Annotated in this window: 8 protein-coding genes; all 8 read left to right on the forward strand. The window is 72.0% G+C overall.

What is annotated here, in order from left to right:
- Nucleotides 1-587: 587 nt before the first annotated feature.
- On the forward strand, nucleotides 588-1595 hold the full coding sequence (locus ACFFF6_RS19400) for a polyprenyl synthetase family protein (protein WP_376983170.1): 1008 nt from the start codon (nucleotides 588-590) through the stop codon (nucleotides 1593-1595).
- 368 nt (nucleotides 1596-1963) lie between these two features.
- On the forward strand, nucleotides 1964-8191 hold the full coding sequence (locus tag ACFFF6_RS19405; RefSeq protein WP_376983171.1) for an Ig-like domain-containing protein: 6228 nt from the start codon (nucleotides 1964-1966) through the stop codon (nucleotides 8189-8191).
- Nucleotides 8192-8260: 69 nt separating this feature from the next.
- Nucleotides 8261-9235 (forward strand): AAA family ATPase, encoded by a 975-nt coding sequence (locus tag ACFFF6_RS19410; protein ID WP_376983172.1) that lies wholly within the window; start codon nucleotides 8261-8263, stop codon nucleotides 9233-9235.
- Nucleotides 9232-10422 (forward strand): DUF58 domain-containing protein, encoded by a 1191-nt coding sequence (locus ACFFF6_RS19415; protein ID WP_376983173.1) that lies wholly within the window; start codon nucleotides 9232-9234, stop codon nucleotides 10420-10422. Before ACFFF6_RS19410 ends, ACFFF6_RS19415 begins: the two co-directional genes overlap by 4 nt.
- A complete protein-coding gene (locus tag ACFFF6_RS19420) occupies nucleotides 10419-12833 on the forward strand; it encodes a transglutaminase TgpA family protein (RefSeq protein WP_376983174.1) in 2415 nt (804 codons plus the stop codon). Before ACFFF6_RS19415 ends, ACFFF6_RS19420 begins: the two co-directional genes overlap by 4 nt.
- Nucleotides 12834-13123: 290 nt before the next feature.
- Nucleotides 13124-14722 carry an RDD family protein gene (locus tag ACFFF6_RS19425; RefSeq protein ID WP_376983175.1) on the forward strand — a complete coding sequence of 533 codons (1599 nt, stop codon included), beginning with the start codon at nucleotides 13124-13126 and terminating at the stop codon, nucleotides 14720-14722.
- Nucleotides 14719-15588: a PP2C family protein-serine/threonine phosphatase gene (locus ACFFF6_RS19430; RefSeq protein ID WP_376983176.1), complete on the forward strand. Its 870-nt coding sequence runs from the start codon at nucleotides 14719-14721 to the stop codon at nucleotides 15586-15588. Before ACFFF6_RS19425 ends, ACFFF6_RS19430 begins: the two co-directional genes overlap by 4 nt.
- Nucleotides 15585-16251: hypothetical protein (locus tag ACFFF6_RS19435; RefSeq protein ID WP_376983177.1), on the forward strand; the 667-nt coding region annotated here is incomplete at its 3' end. The genes ACFFF6_RS19430 and ACFFF6_RS19435, both read left to right, overlap by 4 nt.

Below are 16251 nucleotides of genomic sequence, written 5' to 3' on the forward strand. Positions count from 1 at the left end.
GATGGTACTGCACTCGGGAGGGTGTGGGAGAGTAGGACGCCGCCGGACATTCTTGTGGTTGGTGGAGCGGGTGACGCTCCTGGAGTAGAACTCCCAGCCCACCCCTTTCGGGGTGGTTGGTCGAGGTCCTCCGGGAGCATCACCCGCTCTCCTGCATTCCAGGACACACCCCCGCCACCCCCGGCGAAGACGACCACCCCCTCCGACCGCGGGGGCCCCGTCCCGGAGGGCCCGTTCCCGTCCCGGACGAAGACGACCGGGGGACCCTGTTTCAGGGCCCCCTCTTTTCTTGGTAGGCGTGTCACGCCCCCACAGCTCTCCGGGGGGACACCCTCCAGGCCCGGGCACAACCCGGGCGGGTTCCCGAACAGGCCCCCGGGACGGACACCCACGACGGAGAACCACACCCCGCGCACACCCGCCCCGGATGGGCTTCCCGTCATGTACGCCACTGCCGGGGACCTCGGTCCCGTCGTTCCTGAGCGCTCCTCGCTAGACTGGGCCCGGTGCGGCACTCGTCCACGTCCGCAGCACATCCCGTGCCTGGTCGCGGCGCATCCCGTGCCTGTTCCGAGAAGAGGAGATCCATGCGTTCCACGCTGTCGGTCGTACCCGACATCGACGAGGAGCTGGCGGATTCCGTCGCGTCCCACCTCGACCAGGTCGAACAGCGGCTCCGTGACGCGGTCGCCACCTCCGACGACATGGTGAAGTGGACCGGCCGATACCTCATGGACGCCGGAGGCAAGCGGATCCGGCCCATGCTCGTGCTCCTGGCCGCATCCCTCGGCGACATCTCCCGCCCACAGGTGCTTGACGCCGCGGTCCTCGTCGAGCTGACCCACCTCGCGAGCCTCTACCATGACGACGTCATGGACTCCGCGGTCACCCGCCGCGGCGCCGAAGCGGCGCACCAGGTATGGGGCAACTCCGTGGCCATCCTGACCGGCGACTTCCTCTTCGCCCGTGCGAGTTCGCTCAGCTCCTCCCTCGGCCAGGATGCCGTCCGCTGGCATGCCGAGACCTTCGAGCGCCTCTGCCTGGGGCAGCTCCACGAGACGGTGGGCCCGCGGGAGGAGGATGACCACTTCGACCACTACCTCTCTGTCCTCGCCGACAAGACCGCATCCCTCATCGCGGTCGCGGGTCGGCTCGGAGCCTCGCTCTCCGGTGCCGGGGAGCAGGCCGCAGACATCCTCACCCGCTACGGCGAGAAGGTCGGTGTGGCCTTCCAGCTCGCCGACGACGTCCTCGACCTCACCGTCACCGACGGCACCAGCGGGAAGACTCCCGGGACGGACCTGCGCGAGGGAGTCCCGACCCTGCCCACGCTCCTCGTCCGGCGCCGCCACGCCGAGCATCCCGATGCCCGCACCCGCGCGATCGTGGACCGACTCGACGGCGACCTGAGCAGCGATGAGTCGCTCGCCGAGCTCGTCGAGCTGCTCCGCGAGGACCCCGCGCTCGAGCAGACCCGGCAGATGGCCCAGACCCTCTCCTCCGAGGCGATCGCGATCATCGACGAGCTCCCGCCCTCCCCGGTGCGCGAGGCCCTCCACGCCTTCACCATCGCGATGGTCGAGCGTCGTCGCTGAGCCCCGCGACCACGGCTCGCAGCCGCGGGCGCGTCGGCGTTCGCCCCTTGTGGGCGGACGTCCTGGGGGATTCCGGGCAGAGCTCACGGACGATGAGCACGCTGCCGTATCGCTCACATCGGCCTGCAACAGTGCAGGTGGCCAGCGCCGTGATGATCGAGGTATACCCATCGATGTGACCGCCTAGTACTGTGGTGGGCGTTGTGCAGACGGGACCGGGCATCGAGCTGGGACGGTGCACGCGGCCTCACCCGTCCGCGGCACGCCGCGCTCCATGAACGCCCGGTTCCGGGAGCCGTCGACCGATCCGCCGAACCGGGAGCATCCGCATGTCCGCCACCTCAGGAGCAAGGCGCCGCCGTCGCCGCGTGAGCGCCGTCTCCGCGGCGGTCATCTCCGTCGCGGCGCTCCTGATCACCGGTTTCGCCCTGGCCTACGACGGCCAGATCGCCCCGGAGGTCGAGGTCAACGACGGCGGCGTCTGGGTCACGAATCGGACCGACGGCCTCATCGCCCGCATCAACGTCGACGCCGGCGAGCCCGACGCCTTCCTGTCCACCCCCGGCGACGACGTCGACGTCCTGCAGTCGGGATACAACGTGCTGGTGACCAGTGCCCGCGGCTACCAGCCCGTCAACACCGCCGGACAGTCCACGCTGCCGCTGGTCCCGCTCCCCGTCGGCGCTCAGGTCCAGCTGGGAGGAGACCGGGTGGTGGTCTCCGCCCCCACCGGCGAGGTCTGGATCATGAACCTGGACCAGGCGGCGGCTTTCAACGCAGAGGTCCTCCCACCCACGTACACGGCGAATACCGCCCCGACGGTGGCCGTCGGCAGCGACGGCACGGTGTTCGTCCTCGCGGGAACCGAGCTGACGAGGTTCCCGCGATCGGACGAGCCCACCCGCACCAGCAGCGACGAGACGGCCACGCTGTCCGGGCTCAGCACCGGCGAGGGCGAGGTCGCCATGACGGTGGTCGGCCAGACCCCCGTGATCCTCGACCGCCCCCACAGCCTCCTGCGCCTGGGCATGGACGGAACCGACGTCGACCTGAACGCGCATCGGATCGACCCGGCATCGGCCGTGCTGCAGCAGGTGGGCTCCGCCGCGGACCAGGTCGTGCTCTCCACCTCGACGAGCATGGTCGAGGTGCCCCTGAACGGACGAGGAGACCCGGCGGTGCACAGCGCCGGAGGCACCGGAGACCCCGTCGCCCCCGTGCAGGTCGCCGGCTGCGCCTACGCGGCGTGGAACTCGGCGAACCGATACCTGCGGGCCTGCGAGGGGGAGGCGGACCCGCGATCGGCCCCGATCGACGGAGCCCATGCCGACGGCGAGCTGCAGCTGCGCGTCAATCACGATCTCGTGATCCTCAACGATCGACGGTGGGGGGAGTCCTGGAGGATCCAGGACGACATGATCCTCGTCGACGAGTGGACCAACATCCGCGACATCGAGACCGACAAGCAGGAGGTGGAGGAAGAGGAGGAGTCCCAGACCTCCAAGATCTCCAACATCAACCCCGAGCGGACGGAGGAGAACCATCCTCCGGTCGCGACCGGGGACTCCTTCGGCGTGCGTCCCGGACAGAACGTGGTCCTGCCCGTCCTGCGCAACGACACCGATCCGGACGGCGACCTGCTGACCGCCCGCGTGACCGGGGACCAGCCCGGCATCGGAACGGTGAGCGTCATCGAGGGCGGCACCCAGCTGCAGATCGAGGTCGCCGAGGACGCGAGCGGCACCGCCTCGTTCACGTACGAGGCCTCGGACGGTCGGAAGGACGGCACCGCCGCCGCGACCGTCGACCTCACCGTCGTCGACGCCGCGACCAACAGCGCGCCCCGGCTCGCGGATGAGGCCTCCGATGCCCTGAAGATCGAGGTCGCCTCGGGACGCTCGGTGTCGCTGAACGTCCTGCCCTATATGCAGGATCCCGAGGGGGACGCCTTCTACCTGGCCAATGCCGCCGTCGCCCCCGACGACACCGTCTCCTTCACCGCCGACGGCCACCTCACCTTCCACGACTCCGGCAAGAGCCCCGGGGAGAAGGAGGTCCGCCTCACCGTCATCGACGAGCACGGCCTCGCCGGCGAGGCCGTCCTCACCGTCGACGCCGTCGAGGACGGGGACCTCGCGCCGCTGGTGAACCCCGACCACGTGCAGGTGGCCGCGAACCGCTCCGTCACCGTGAAACCCCTGGCCAACGACATCAACCCGGGCGGACGCGAGCTCGAGCTGCTGAGCATCACCGAGAGCGATCCCGCAGGGATCGAGGCGACGCTCGACGAGCACTCCGGCACCGTCACCCTGGAGGGAGCGGAGGAGGGAACCTACTACCTCGGCTACTCCGTCGTCGCAGGGGCGAAGAGCGCCAGCAGCCTCATCCGCGTCGACGTCGTCCAGCCCAGCGAGGAGGCCCTGAAGCCGGTCGCGGTCGACGACATGGCCATGGTCACCGCTGGACGTTCGACGCTCGTGGACCCCCTGCAGAACGACGTGGATCCCTCCGGGGGCGTCCTCGTCCTGAACTCCGTCACCGTCCCCGAGAAGAGCGGGATCAGCGCGACGATCGTCGACCACCATCTGCTGCGCATCGAGGCCGAGCCGGGAGCCGCGGCCGGCGGAGAGCCGATCGCGGTCAGCTACGAGGTCGCCAACGCCGCCGACAGCTCCCAGGGAACCGTCCGCACGATGGTCGTCAAGAGCGAGACGCAGTTCGCGATCCCGACCGCCGTTCCCGACACGGGCGTCGTCCGGGCCGGGGACGTCGCCTCCCTGGACGTGCTGTCCAACGACTCCTCCCCGACGGGCTCCGAGCTGCACGTCACCTCCCTCTCCGCCTCCGATGCCGGGACGCCCGGCACCTTCGAGATCGTCGACGACGAGGTGCGCTTCACCGCCGCCGCCGACGGTGACGGCAGCGTGAGCGTCGACTACACCGTCACGGACGAGACGGGCCGCCAGGACTCGGCCACCGCGACCCTGCGGATCGTCCCGGCCGATGCGGGCAACGAGCCTCCGAAGCCGCCGAACCTCGAGGCGCGCACCGTCTCCGGGACCCCCGTGCGGATCCCCATCCCCACCAGCGGCGTGGACGACGAGGGCGACTCGGTGCTCCTCATGGGCATCTCCAGCCCCACCCCCCAGCGGGGCACGATCACCGAGATCACCGGCTCCTCCCTCGTCTACACCCCGGACGAGGGCGCGACCGGCACGGACACGTTCCGCTATCAGGTCATGGACCGTCAGGGCGCCGTCGGCACGGGCGAGATCTCCGTCGGCATCGCGAAGCCGGCGGCGATGAACCTGCCTCCCTCCGCGGTGCCGGACGCCATCGAGGTGAAGCCCGATCGGATCGTGCAGATCCCGGTGCTGGACAACGACTCCGACCCCGAGGGCGCCCCGCTGTCGATCGACCGCTCGCAGGTCGCGGCGGCCGAGACCGAGGCATCCGAGGCGCAGCTCGAGCACCTCGCCCCGCCGCCGGGGGAGTCGTCCCCGTTCGTGACCGTCACGACCCCTGCCGAGCCCGGCACCTACGTCATGACCTATGCGGCCTCCGACGGGAACACCACGACACCGGCGGCGATCACCGTCACCGTCGACCCCGACGCCCCCGAGCGTGCACCCGTGGCCGTCGACGACTTCGTGCCCGCCGCGGACGTCATGGACGCCGAGGCGAAGGCCGTGGAAGTCGACGTGCTCGCCAACGACTCCGACCCCGACGGCTCCGTCGACGAGCTCGCCGTCGCCCTCATCGATCCTCCGGAGGGCGTGAGCGCCGACGAGCAGGGACACGTGCGCGTCACGCCGCAGGAGGAGCAGCAGCGGATCCGCTACACGGTCACCGACGTCGACGGCCTCGAGGCCGCCGGGTACATCTGGGTGCCCGGGACGGCCAAGCAGGCGCCGATCTGGGTCGGCGGGCCGCTGGAGGTCGACTTCGGCGGTGAGCTCACCATTCCCCTCGACGACCCCGAAACCGTACGGGTGCGTCCGGGGGCGGGGACCGTGAGCATCGCCGACCCGGAGGGGGTCAGCGCGAACCGCTCCGACGGCTCCGAGATGGTCGTGGACCCTGCGACCCTCGTGTATCGCCCGCAGGAGGGGTTCTCCGGCTCGGACACGATCACCGTGCCGGTGACGGACGGCGCCGTGGGCGACGAGACCGCCGCCACCGCGACCCTGTCCATCCCGGTGACCGTGCGGCCTGATGACGTGAACCGTCCTCCGGCCTTCCAGGGCTCGCTGCTGCGGGTCGAGCAGGGTGCCGCAGCGGCGCCTCTGGACCTCTCCGGGCTCGCGGAGGATCCCGAGGGCGGGGACCTCGTCTTCGCGCTCGATCCGGGCAGCTCCCTCCCAGAGGGTCTCGAGGTCGACCTGGACGGGAGCACGCTCACCGCGCAGGCGGCCTCCGGGGTCGAGAAGGGTACGGTCGCCGAGGTGGGCGTGACCGTCAGCGACGGGGCGAATCCGCCGGTGCGGGCCACGTTCCAGCTCTCCGTGACCGGGTCGCAGAAACCGCTCATCACGGCGGTCGACGACGCGCTCGAGATGGATGCGGGCACCAGCAGCCGCCTCGACGTCCTGGCCAACGACTCCAACCCCTTCCCGGGCGGGAAGCGGACGATCAAGGGCACGGGCAGCAGCACGCCCCAGGTCACGGTGACTCCGGGGGAGACCTCCCTGACCGTCTCCGCCGATCCTGACTTCTCCGGGGTGGCGACCCTGTACTACACCGTCGCAGACGAGACCGGCGATGTGGACCGCGAGGTCCAGGGCACGGCGACGGTGACGGTGATCGGCGCTCCCGATGCCCCGTCGGTCCCGCGGATCCTCGAGACCGGCGACGGCCTCGTCAAGCTCGAGTTCCAGCCCGGCGCCGACAACGGCGCCCCCATCACCGGCTACACCGTCACGAGCAGCCCGGACGGGCGCACGCAGCAGTGCACGAGCACGATCTGCACGGTCGAGAACCTCCGCAACGACACCGAGTACACCTTCCAGGTGACGGCCACGAACAGGGTCGGCGCCTCCGAGCCCTCCTCCGCCTCTGCTCCTGGGCGCCCCGATGTCCGCCCGGAGAAGCCCTCTGCGCCGAGAGCGGTGCGCGGCGACGGCGAGCTGACGGTCTCCTGGAACGCTCCGGTCAACCGCGGCTCCGCGATCCAGACCTACGACCTGCAGCTCATGACCGCGGGCGGGGCTCCCGTGGACCGCACCGAGATCCCCGCCGGCCAGACCTCGGTCACCTGGGGAGACCTCGACAACGGCACCGACTACGTGTTCCGCGTGCGCGCGCACAACGCAGCCCAGGACGCCTCCGACTACTCCGACTGGTCCCGGGCCGAGCACCCCGCGGGCCTGCCCGCGAAGCCTGCCGGCACCCCGAAGGCCGAGCGGGTGGGCAGCGGTCGGATCACCGTGACCTGGCCCGGCATGAGCACGGCGGAGGCGAACGGGGAGCCGGTCACCGGCTACGTCGTCACCGCCTCCGACGGCACGACGAGGACGGTCCGCGGCGCCGATGCGCGCAGCGTGACCTTCGAGGACATGGACCCGGACGCCGAGTACTCCTTCACCTACCGGGGCGTGAACTCCGTCGGCACCGGGAAGGACGGCTCGGCGGCGTCGAACACCGTCACCGCCTGGGCCAAGCCCAGCCAGCCCACCGATGTCACGGCCTCGATGAAGACCGACGCCGCCGAGGGCCCCGACGGAACCGTGACGGTCAGCTGGAAGGCCTCGGACGGCAACGGCACCGCTGTCCAGGACTACGTCGTCACCTCGAACAGGGGCGAGGAGAAGGTCGTGACCGGAGGCCGGACCTCGGTGACCTTCTCCGGCCTCAGCAACGGCACGGCGTACACCTTCCAGGTCACGGCACGGAACCGGTTCAACTCCAACGGCGGCACGAGCGATCTGTCCAAGGCCTCGAACTCCGTGACCCCGTTCACGACGCCCGACAAGCCCACCGTGAGGTCCTCGACCACCAGGTGCACCGGTAGCCGCTCCTGCAAGGTCTCGTTCTCCGTCACCGCCAACGGCGACGGCGGAGCCGGGGGCATCGACCGCCTCGAGTACCGCATCGACGGCGGCAGCTGGACGACCTACAGCGGCACCGTGGAGAAGACGGTCCCGTCCGGCACGAAGGTCGCCTTCGAAGCCCGCGCCTGGAACACCAAGGACAAGGTGAGCAGCGTCGTCGACGGCTCGACCACGGCCGCGACCTACACCGCCCCGAACCCGACGTTCGGCGAGTTCGTGGTCGTCGCCCGGGAACCCCTGCCCCCGTACTGCGAGGGCGGGTACTGCGTCAAGTTCGATCTGACGTTCTCCGGCCTCGACCCGGACAAGACCTACAAGCTCCAGCTCGAGATGAAGGACGCCACGCCCGGACGCAACGGTCTCTGGAGCTTCCCGCGGCAGACCGGCAAGGACTACCTCGAGATGAAGCCCAACTCGGACGGGACCTGGTCCATCCACGGGGGCTACAACGACTACCTGTACTACGGCGAGCCGATGTCGAACGTCGATGTCATCGTCGACGGCCAGGTGATCGGGAACTTCCCTCACCCGGACAAGCACTGGTGACGACCCGACCGGTCCCCGACCCCGTCCCTCTCCACCCTCCCCGCCCCTCCCCGAAGGAACTCCACCGCCGTGACCATGACTCCTGAACAGGCCCGCTGGTTCGCCGACACGTTCGACAAGCTCGTCCAGAGCGTCGGACAGGCGGTGATGGGGAAGAACGACATCGTGCGCCTCGTGCTGACCTCGATGCTCGCCCCCGGGCACGTGCTCCTCGAGGACGCCCCGGGCACGGGGAAGACCTCGCTCGCCCGCTCGCTCGCCGCGACGGTGCAGGGCACGAGCACGCGCATCCAGTTCACCCCTGACCTGCTGCCCTCCGACGTCACCGGCGTGACGATCTACGACCAGAGCTCGAAGAGCTTCGAGTTCCATCGGGGCCCCGTGTTCGCGAACATCGTCCTGGCCGACGAGATCAACCGCGCCTCCCCGAAGACGCAGTCCGCGATGCTCGAGGTGATGGAGGAAGGGCGGGTCACCGTCGACGGGGTCACCCACGAGGTCGGGAACCCGTTCATGGTGATCGCGACCCAGAACCCGATCGAGCAGGCCGGCACCTACCGCCTGCCGGAGGCGCAGCTGGACCGCTTCCTCATGAAGACGTCGCTGGGCTACCCGGACCACGCCACGAGCGTGCAGATCCTGCAGGGCTCCGAGATCCGCGACCGCAGCCGCGCCCTGGTCCCGCGCATCTCCCTGCAGGCCGTGAGCGACATGTCCGAGCTCGCCTCGAGCGTCCACGTCGATCCCGCGGTCCTCGAGTACGTCTCGCGCCTCATGGAGGAGACGCGCCTGGCCCCCGAGGTGCGGGTAGGGGTCTCGATCCGCGGCGCCCTCGCGCTCATGCGCGCCGTGAAGGTGTGGGCCGCCGTCCACGGCCGCCACTACGTCATCCCGGACGACATCAAGGAGCTCGTGGGACCCGTGTGGCTGCACCGCTTCGTCCTGGACCCGGAGGCGGAGTTCGCCGGTGCCACCGCGCGCACCGTCATGACGAGGATCCTGAGCGAGGTGGCACCGCCCCAGGCACGGCAGCAGAGCGCATGAGCGGCCTGCTCTCCGCGGTGCGCGACAGGCTCGCGCCGGTGCTCGGGGTCATCTCGCCGATCGGCTGGGCCGTCCTCGGCGCGGCCGCTCTGTGCTGGACCGCGGGCTCGCTCGCCCACCTCACCGAGCTGAACGCCCTCGCGCTCGTACTCACGATCCCGCTGCTGATCGCGGCCCTCTTCGTGCTGGGCCGCGCCCAGTATGCCGTGACCCTCGACCTGCAGTCGCACCGCGTCGTGGTCGGGACCCGTGCCGTCGGGCGGGTGCAGGTCGCCAATCCCAGCCAGCGGCTGATCCTGCCCTCCCGCATCGAGCTCGCCGTCGGTCGGGCGAGCGCCCAGTTCCTCGTCCCCCGCCTCGCCCCCGAGGCCTCGCACGAGGAGCTGTTCGCCGTGCCGACCGTGCGCCGAGCCGTGCTCGTGGTCGGCCCCGTCCGCTCCGTCCGCGACGATCCGCTCTCGCTCATGCGCCGCCAGGTCACATGGGCGAAGGCCCAGGAGCTGTACGTGCACCCGCGCACCGTGCGCCTGGACGAGTCGGCCAGCGGCTTCCTGCGGGACCTCGAGGGGACGCCGTCCTCGGACCTGTCGAGCTCCGACATCGCCTTCCACGCGCTGCGCGACTACACCCCCGGCGACGACCGGCGCCACGTGCACTGGCGCACGACCGCTCGGACCGGCCGGCTCATGGTCCGCCAGTTCGAGGAGACCCGGCGCTCGCACGTCGTCGTCGCCCTGGGCACGCGCCGCGACGACTACGCGGGGGAGGACGAGTTCGAGCTCGCCGTCTCCGCGGCCGCCTCGATCGCCGCGCAGACCATCCGGGAGGAGAAGGAGCTGACCGCGATCACCCCCGAGGCGCGGCAGCGCACCGCCGGACTCCGCCAGATGATGGACGACTACACCGTCATCGACCGGGTCCCGGGCAGGGCGCGTCTCCACGATCTGGGGCAGAAGGCCGCGGATCTCGCCCCCAACGCCTCCGCGGTCATGCTCGTCGTCGGCTCGGAGACCAGCCCCGGCGACCTCAACCGCGCCGCGACCCGCCTGCCTGCCGGAGTCCTCGCGATCGCGATCCGCTGCGTCGACGGCGCCGAGGTGCGGCGCTCCGCGATCGGCGGACTCGAGCTGGTGACCCTCGGCTCCCTCGACGATCTGCCGAGAGCGCTGCGGGCGGTGGCCGCATGAGCGAGCACGACGCCTTCTCCGCGCGCCGCGGTGCGCTGCCCCGCGCCCTCGACGTGGCCGTGCTCGCCGCGCTCCTCCTGCTTTCCCTGCTGGGCCTGCAGGCCGCCTACGGCGGCATCCAGTTCCTGGTGACGGGGGCGACGGGCCTGCTCGTCGGGACGCTCATCGCGCTCGCCGGAGCCCGATGGCGCTGGGGCATCCTGCCGATCACCGGGGCGAGCATCGGCGCGCACCTCCTGCTCGGCTCGGCCTTCGCGGCCCCGGACGCCGCCCTGTGGCACGTCGTGCCCTCCCTCGGCTCGCTGCGCGAGCTGCTGGTGATGCCGGTGACCGCCTGGAAGTCGATGCTCACCGTCGCCGCCCCCGTGGGCGCGGCCGACGGAGTGCTGGGGGTGGCATGGATGAGCATGCTGCTGCTCGGCGTGCTGGGCATGAGCCTCGTCCTGCGCACCGCGCACTACGTTGCCGCCTGGACCGTACCCTTCGTCATGCTGCTGGTGAGCATCGTGTTCGGCACCGCGGAGCCGGTGTGGCCGATGACCCGCGGGATCCTGTTCGCGGTGCTGTCGCTGGCCTGGCTGACCTGGCGCTTCGAGAGCGCCCGCATCGCGAGCGCCCGCTCCACGATCATCTCCGATTCCGCGCGCCCCGGCTCCTGGAGCAATCCGGTGCTGCGCCGCCGGGTGCTCGGCGGGGCGCTGATCCTCGCCCTCGCCTGCGGCGGCACCCTCGGCGCCCAGGTCCTGCTGGACCCGCCCGCCGGAAGCGCGCGGACGGCGCTGCGCGACAGCATGGTCCCGCCCTTCGACCCGTCCCGCGAGGTCTCCCCGCTGAACGAGTTCCGCGGCTATCTCAAGGACCAGCGGGAGACGACCCTGTTCACGGTCACCGGCGCCGAGGGCGGGGACTGGATGCGCCTGGCGACCCTGGACTCCTACGATCTGCAGAGCTTCTCGGTCGCCGGCGGCGAGGACGCGAGCAGCCCCTCGGGCGCCTTCCTGCGCACCGCGACCGGGGTGGACCTGCACAAGGCGAGCCCGCAGGCCCGCACGGCGACGATCACGGTGGGCGCGTACGAGGGGGTGTGGCTGCCGACCTTCGGCGCGCGCACGAACCGCGTGGACGAGCTCGCCCCGACGGACGGCACTCTCCGCAGCAGCCTGTACCTCAACGGCGCCTCGCAGACCGCGGTCGATGCCGCGGGGCTCCGCGATGGCGACAGCTACGTGCTGAGCTACGAGCCCGATCCCGTCCACGACCCCGAGGATCAGCGCAGCTGGCGCTTCTCCGACGAGGCGCTGCCCCCGGTCGAGGGACTGCCCGCCGAGGTCGAGCAGGTCGCGAAGGACGCGATCGGCGACGCGCCCGACGACTACGCGAAGATGGAGAACCTGACCTCCACCATCCGCTCGACGGGCTCCTTCTCGCACGGCATCGACGAGGACGAGGCTCTCTCGCGCTCCGGTCACGGCATCGCCCGGCTCTCGGCGATGCTCACGACCACCAACAGCTTCGACAGGGAACGGGTCGACGAGATCCCGCAGGGCCGTATCGGCGACCAGGAGCAGTACGCGGCGCTGACCGCGCTGCTCGCCCGCTCCGTCGGCATCCCGGCCCGCGTCGTCGTCGGCTTCCGCGTGCCGGAGGGGACCCAGGACGCCGCGACGGTGACCGGGAACGATGTCACCGCCTGGGTCGAGGTGCACTTCGAGGGCATCGGCTGGGTCCGCTTCGACCCGACTCCCGAGGACGATCAGACCCCGACGCAGCCGGAGAAGAAGAAGGTCGAGAAGCCGCAGCCGCAGGTGGCCCAGCCTCCACCGCCGCCCGCCGAACCGCCCAGCCTTCCGCCGGGCGCGACCAGCGAGGACAATCCGGATCCGCCCGAGGAGGACCCCGGAGCCTCCGTCTGGGTCGTCTACGCGGCGGCCGGCGCCTCCCCGCTGCTGCTGCTCGCCCTCGCGCTCGGCGCGATCGCCCTCGCGAAGAGCCGGCGGCGGACCCACCGGAGGCTGCGGGGCGGGCCCGCCCAGCGGATCGACGGAGCCTGGCAGGAGCTGCTGGACCTGCGCACGGATCTGGGCCGGGTCCCCGACGCGCGCGCCACCCGGCGCGAGCTCGCCGCCGCCGTCGACGCCGAGCTGCCGGAGGCCGGTTTCACGGCTCTCGCCGAGCGGGCGGACCGCGGGGTGTTCGGCCCGGAGGACCTGTCCGACGACGCCGTCCAGGAGTACTGGGACCAGACGGCGCAGTCACGACGCGCGCTGCTGCTGGCCGTCCCCTGGCACCGTCGTCTGCGTGCCCGCTTCTCGCTGCGGTCCTTCCGCCGGCGACGTGCCCTGGCACGGGAGACCCGGGACCCGGCACGGGCCCGGTCGGCCCGACGACACCGATCCGAGGAGGACCGATGACCGCATCCAGCACCCGGTACTGCGAGAGCTGCGCGGCCCTGCTGCAGCCCGGCGCGGCGATCTGCGGGGAGTGCGGCACCCGCTACGAACCCTCGCCCTACGAGCGGCACGGGACCCGGACCCCGGGCGCCTGGGCCCAGCCGGCGCGCTCCCGAAGGGCGAGATCCGACCTCCCGTCCGCCTCGGAATCTCCCGATGACCAGGGCATCGAGCTCCTCGGCAGTCACCCGGCCCCGACCCGCGGCCCCGGCAGCACGACGCTGCGGCCGCGAGAACAGTACGATCGAGCAATGGACGAACAAGGCAACACGCCCGTGCACGGCCCCGCATCGGCCCCCGCGATCGCCTCGGCGCAGCCCGCCGCCGGGATCGGTGTGCTCGAGGCCCCGCTGGACGGCTGCGCGCCGTCCACGCCCGGCAAGCGGCTCGTCGCCGCGATCGTCGACGGGATCATCTCATCGATCCTGATGGTCCCGTGGACCATCGGGATCAGCATCCTCGCCGTCCAGGGGCAGGCCACGACGCTGTCGCTCGTGCTCATCGGCGTGGGAGCCGCCCTCCCGGTCGCCTACGCGATCGTGCTGCTGTGGCTGCACGGCTCGAAGGGCTTCACCCCGGGCAAGCTCATGATGGGACTGCGGACGGTGCGTCTGAGCACCGGCGGGCCGATCGGCTTCCTACGCGCCCTGGGCCGCGCCGTCGTCTTCGGGATCATCTCCCTGGTCATGGCCCTGTCGATCTTCCTGGACCCCCGCAAGCTTCTGCGCGGCTTCCATGATCGCGCGGTCGACAGCGTCGTCGTCGACGTGAAGGCGGGCCGCGACCCGTTCCAGGAGCGTGCCGACGACTTCCGTCGTCCGGGGACCGAGCACTACCAGCCCAGCGGCCCGGTCGCCGTGAGCGCGCACGAGAACCTCATGAGCACGCCCGGAGCGGCCTGGACCAGCGCCGCCTCGGCGGATCCGGCCGGTGCCGCCCCCATCGCCGGGGTGCCCTCGGCGTCGTCCGCTCCGGCAGCCCCCGCCTGGGGCGCCGCGGCCCCCGCCGCCGACCCCTGGGCTCCGGCTCCGGCATCGGAGCCCTCTGCGCCTCCGCAGGCGGAGCCGAGCGCGCCGCCGGTGTCCTCCGCCCCGCAGGCGGAGCCGTTCAGCGCCCCGCCCGCGTTCAGCCCGCCCACGCAGAATGCGTGGGCGGCGCCCGCGCCCGTCGCCCCGGCGGAGCCCCTGCAGCCGTCGTGGGAGCCCTCCGCCTCGCAGCAGCCCGTTCCCGAGCAGCCGGCGACGGATGCCTGGAACGCAGCCCCCGAGCAGCCCGCTCCGGCGCCTGCCGCTCCGGCATGGGCTCCGGCGCCCGAGCAGCCGGCGCCCGCCCCGGCCTCCCAGCCCTGGCCCGCGCCCGAGGCCGACACCGCCGCCGCGGCCGAGCCCGCCGTCTCGCCCGTCGCGGAGGAGACCTCCCCCTGTGGCGCACCGCCGGACGCGAGCCCGGCACCGGCCGCCTCCTCGGAGATCGAGGCGGACCTCGAGGCGACCCGGCTGTCCGCCATCCCGCCCGTGCCGGTGCTGCGTCGCACCCGTCTGACCATGGACGACGGGATCGAGCTCACGAGCGACCGCGTCATCGTCGTGGGCCGCAACCCCAGCGCCGAGGGGGCCGAGAAGCCGTTCATCGTCAAGGACGACACCCGTTCGGTGTCCAAGACGCACCTGCGGGTGGACGGCACCGGCGAGCAGGTCCTCGTCACCGATCTCGGCTCCACCAACGGGTCCGCCATCGTCCTGCCCGACGGGCGGCGCGAGGGCCTGGACCCGGAGGTCGCGACGGTCCTGCCCGCCGGGTCCCAGATCGCGATCGGCGACCGCATCCTCACCGTGGAGAGGGATCAGTGACGCAGGAGCCTCCCGCGGAGCCCGTCCCGCTCGGCGCGATCCGCGTCGCAGCGGGCGCGCGCACGCATGTGGGCCGGGTCCGCGCCACCAACGAGGACTCCTATCTCGAGGCCGCCCCCATCTACATGGTCGCCGACGGCATGGGCGGGCACAACGCGGGAGAGGTCGCGAGCGCGATCGCTGTCGAGGAGTTCGAGAAGCTCACGCTGCAGGACACCGTGACAATCGATCAGCTGGGCGACACCCTGCGGGCGGCCGGGAGGCGGATCGCCGAGGTCGGCGGCTCCGGTCTGCTCTCCGCGGGGACGACCGTCGCCCTGGTCGCGACGATGGTCATCGACGGGACCGGGTACTGGGTCGTGATGAACCTCGGCGACTCCCGCGTCTACCGGCTGTCCGACGAGATCTTCGAGCAGGTCAGCGTCGACCACTCGGTGGTGCAGGAGCTCATGGACCGGGGCGACATCACCGCCGAGGAGGCGCTGCGCCACCCGCATCGCCATATGGTCACCCGGGCTCTCGGCGGGGGGCCGGACTCCGAGCCCGACTACTGGCTGATCCCGGCGGAGCCCGGCGATCGGATGCTGATCTGCTCCGACGGCCTGTCGGGCGAGGTCGACGACGCCACGATCGAACGCGTGCTGCGCAGCGGAGACCCGGTCCAGCAGGCCTGCGACACGCTGGTCGAGCTCGCGCTCGACGCCGGAGGGCATGACAACGTCACCGTCGTCCTCGCCGAGGCCCTCGAGGTCGGGGACCCTCCGGGGGACGCGACCGGCCCGACCGCGCGCACCCATGACGGCGGTCTCGTCGACATCGACGAGGACACCCTGCCCCGGTCCATCCCCGGGGACGCGAGCTCGTGAGCGAGGCCGCGGCTCTGCTGGGGCGCGGGATCTGGTTCAAGCCCGGCCCGGCCACGCTCGTGGTGCGCCGTGCGGGCTGGGCCGTCCTCGTCCCCGGCGCCTCGAAGCAGCTGCTCGACGCGGTCTGGGATCTGCTCGCGGACCCGCCCGCGGCGCAGGAGGTCCTGCCATCGCTCGCCGGGGCCGCCGGGCTCGAGGACCCCGCGGCGATCCCCTCCCTGCTCCTCGGGCTGGCCGCAGGGGAGGAGACGAGCCTCGTGGTCAAGGGCACCTCCCCGCTCGCCGTCCACGATCAGCAGGGCCACCGGCAGGTCGCGGGGACCGAGGAGGACCCGATCGCGATCCTGACGGCCCCCGGGATCCGCCGCATCGCCTTCGGGGAGCTGCCCGCGGAGGAGTCCTCCGGAGGGCTGCGGGTGGTCGAGGGCATGGCACGGATCCGCGGCTTCGTGCAGATGCTCCTGGACCCCGAGGAGCTCTCCGCCGAGGACCGCGCCGCGCTCGCCGAACAGGTCGAGGCCGAAGGCCGGTCGATCGCCTCCGCGCAGACGAAGGCCCGGAAGGCGGCGGCCCCGGCCCGGACGGCCGCTGCGTCCCCCGCTCCCGTCGCCCCGCGCCCCGCCGCCTCGGGGCCCTCGCGCTCCGCGGCAGCCCCTGTACGCC

The sequence above is a fragment of the Brachybacterium hainanense genome (genome assembly GCF_042434575.1).
GTDB classification, from domain to species: Bacteria; Actinomycetota; Actinomycetes; order Actinomycetales; family Dermabacteraceae; genus Brachybacterium; species Brachybacterium hainanense.

What these genes read in the sequence shown, in the direction of transcription:
- ACFFF6_RS19420 (WP_376983174.1), top strand. Translation starts at nt 10,419, where the DNA reads ATGAGCGAGCACGACGCCTTCTCCGCGCGCCGCGGTGCGCTGCCCCGC.
- ACFFF6_RS19415 (WP_376983173.1), top strand. Translation starts at nt 9,232, where the DNA reads ATGAGCGGCCTGCTCTCCGCGGTGCGCGACAGGCTCGCGCCGGTGCTC.
- ACFFF6_RS19400 (WP_376983170.1), top strand. Translation starts at nt 588, where the DNA reads ATGCGTTCCACGCTGTCGGTCGTACCCGACATCGACGAGGAGCTGGCG.
- ACFFF6_RS19425 (WP_376983175.1), top strand. Translation starts at nt 13,124, where the DNA reads ATGGACGAACAAGGCAACACGCCCGTGCACGGCCCCGCATCGGCCCCC.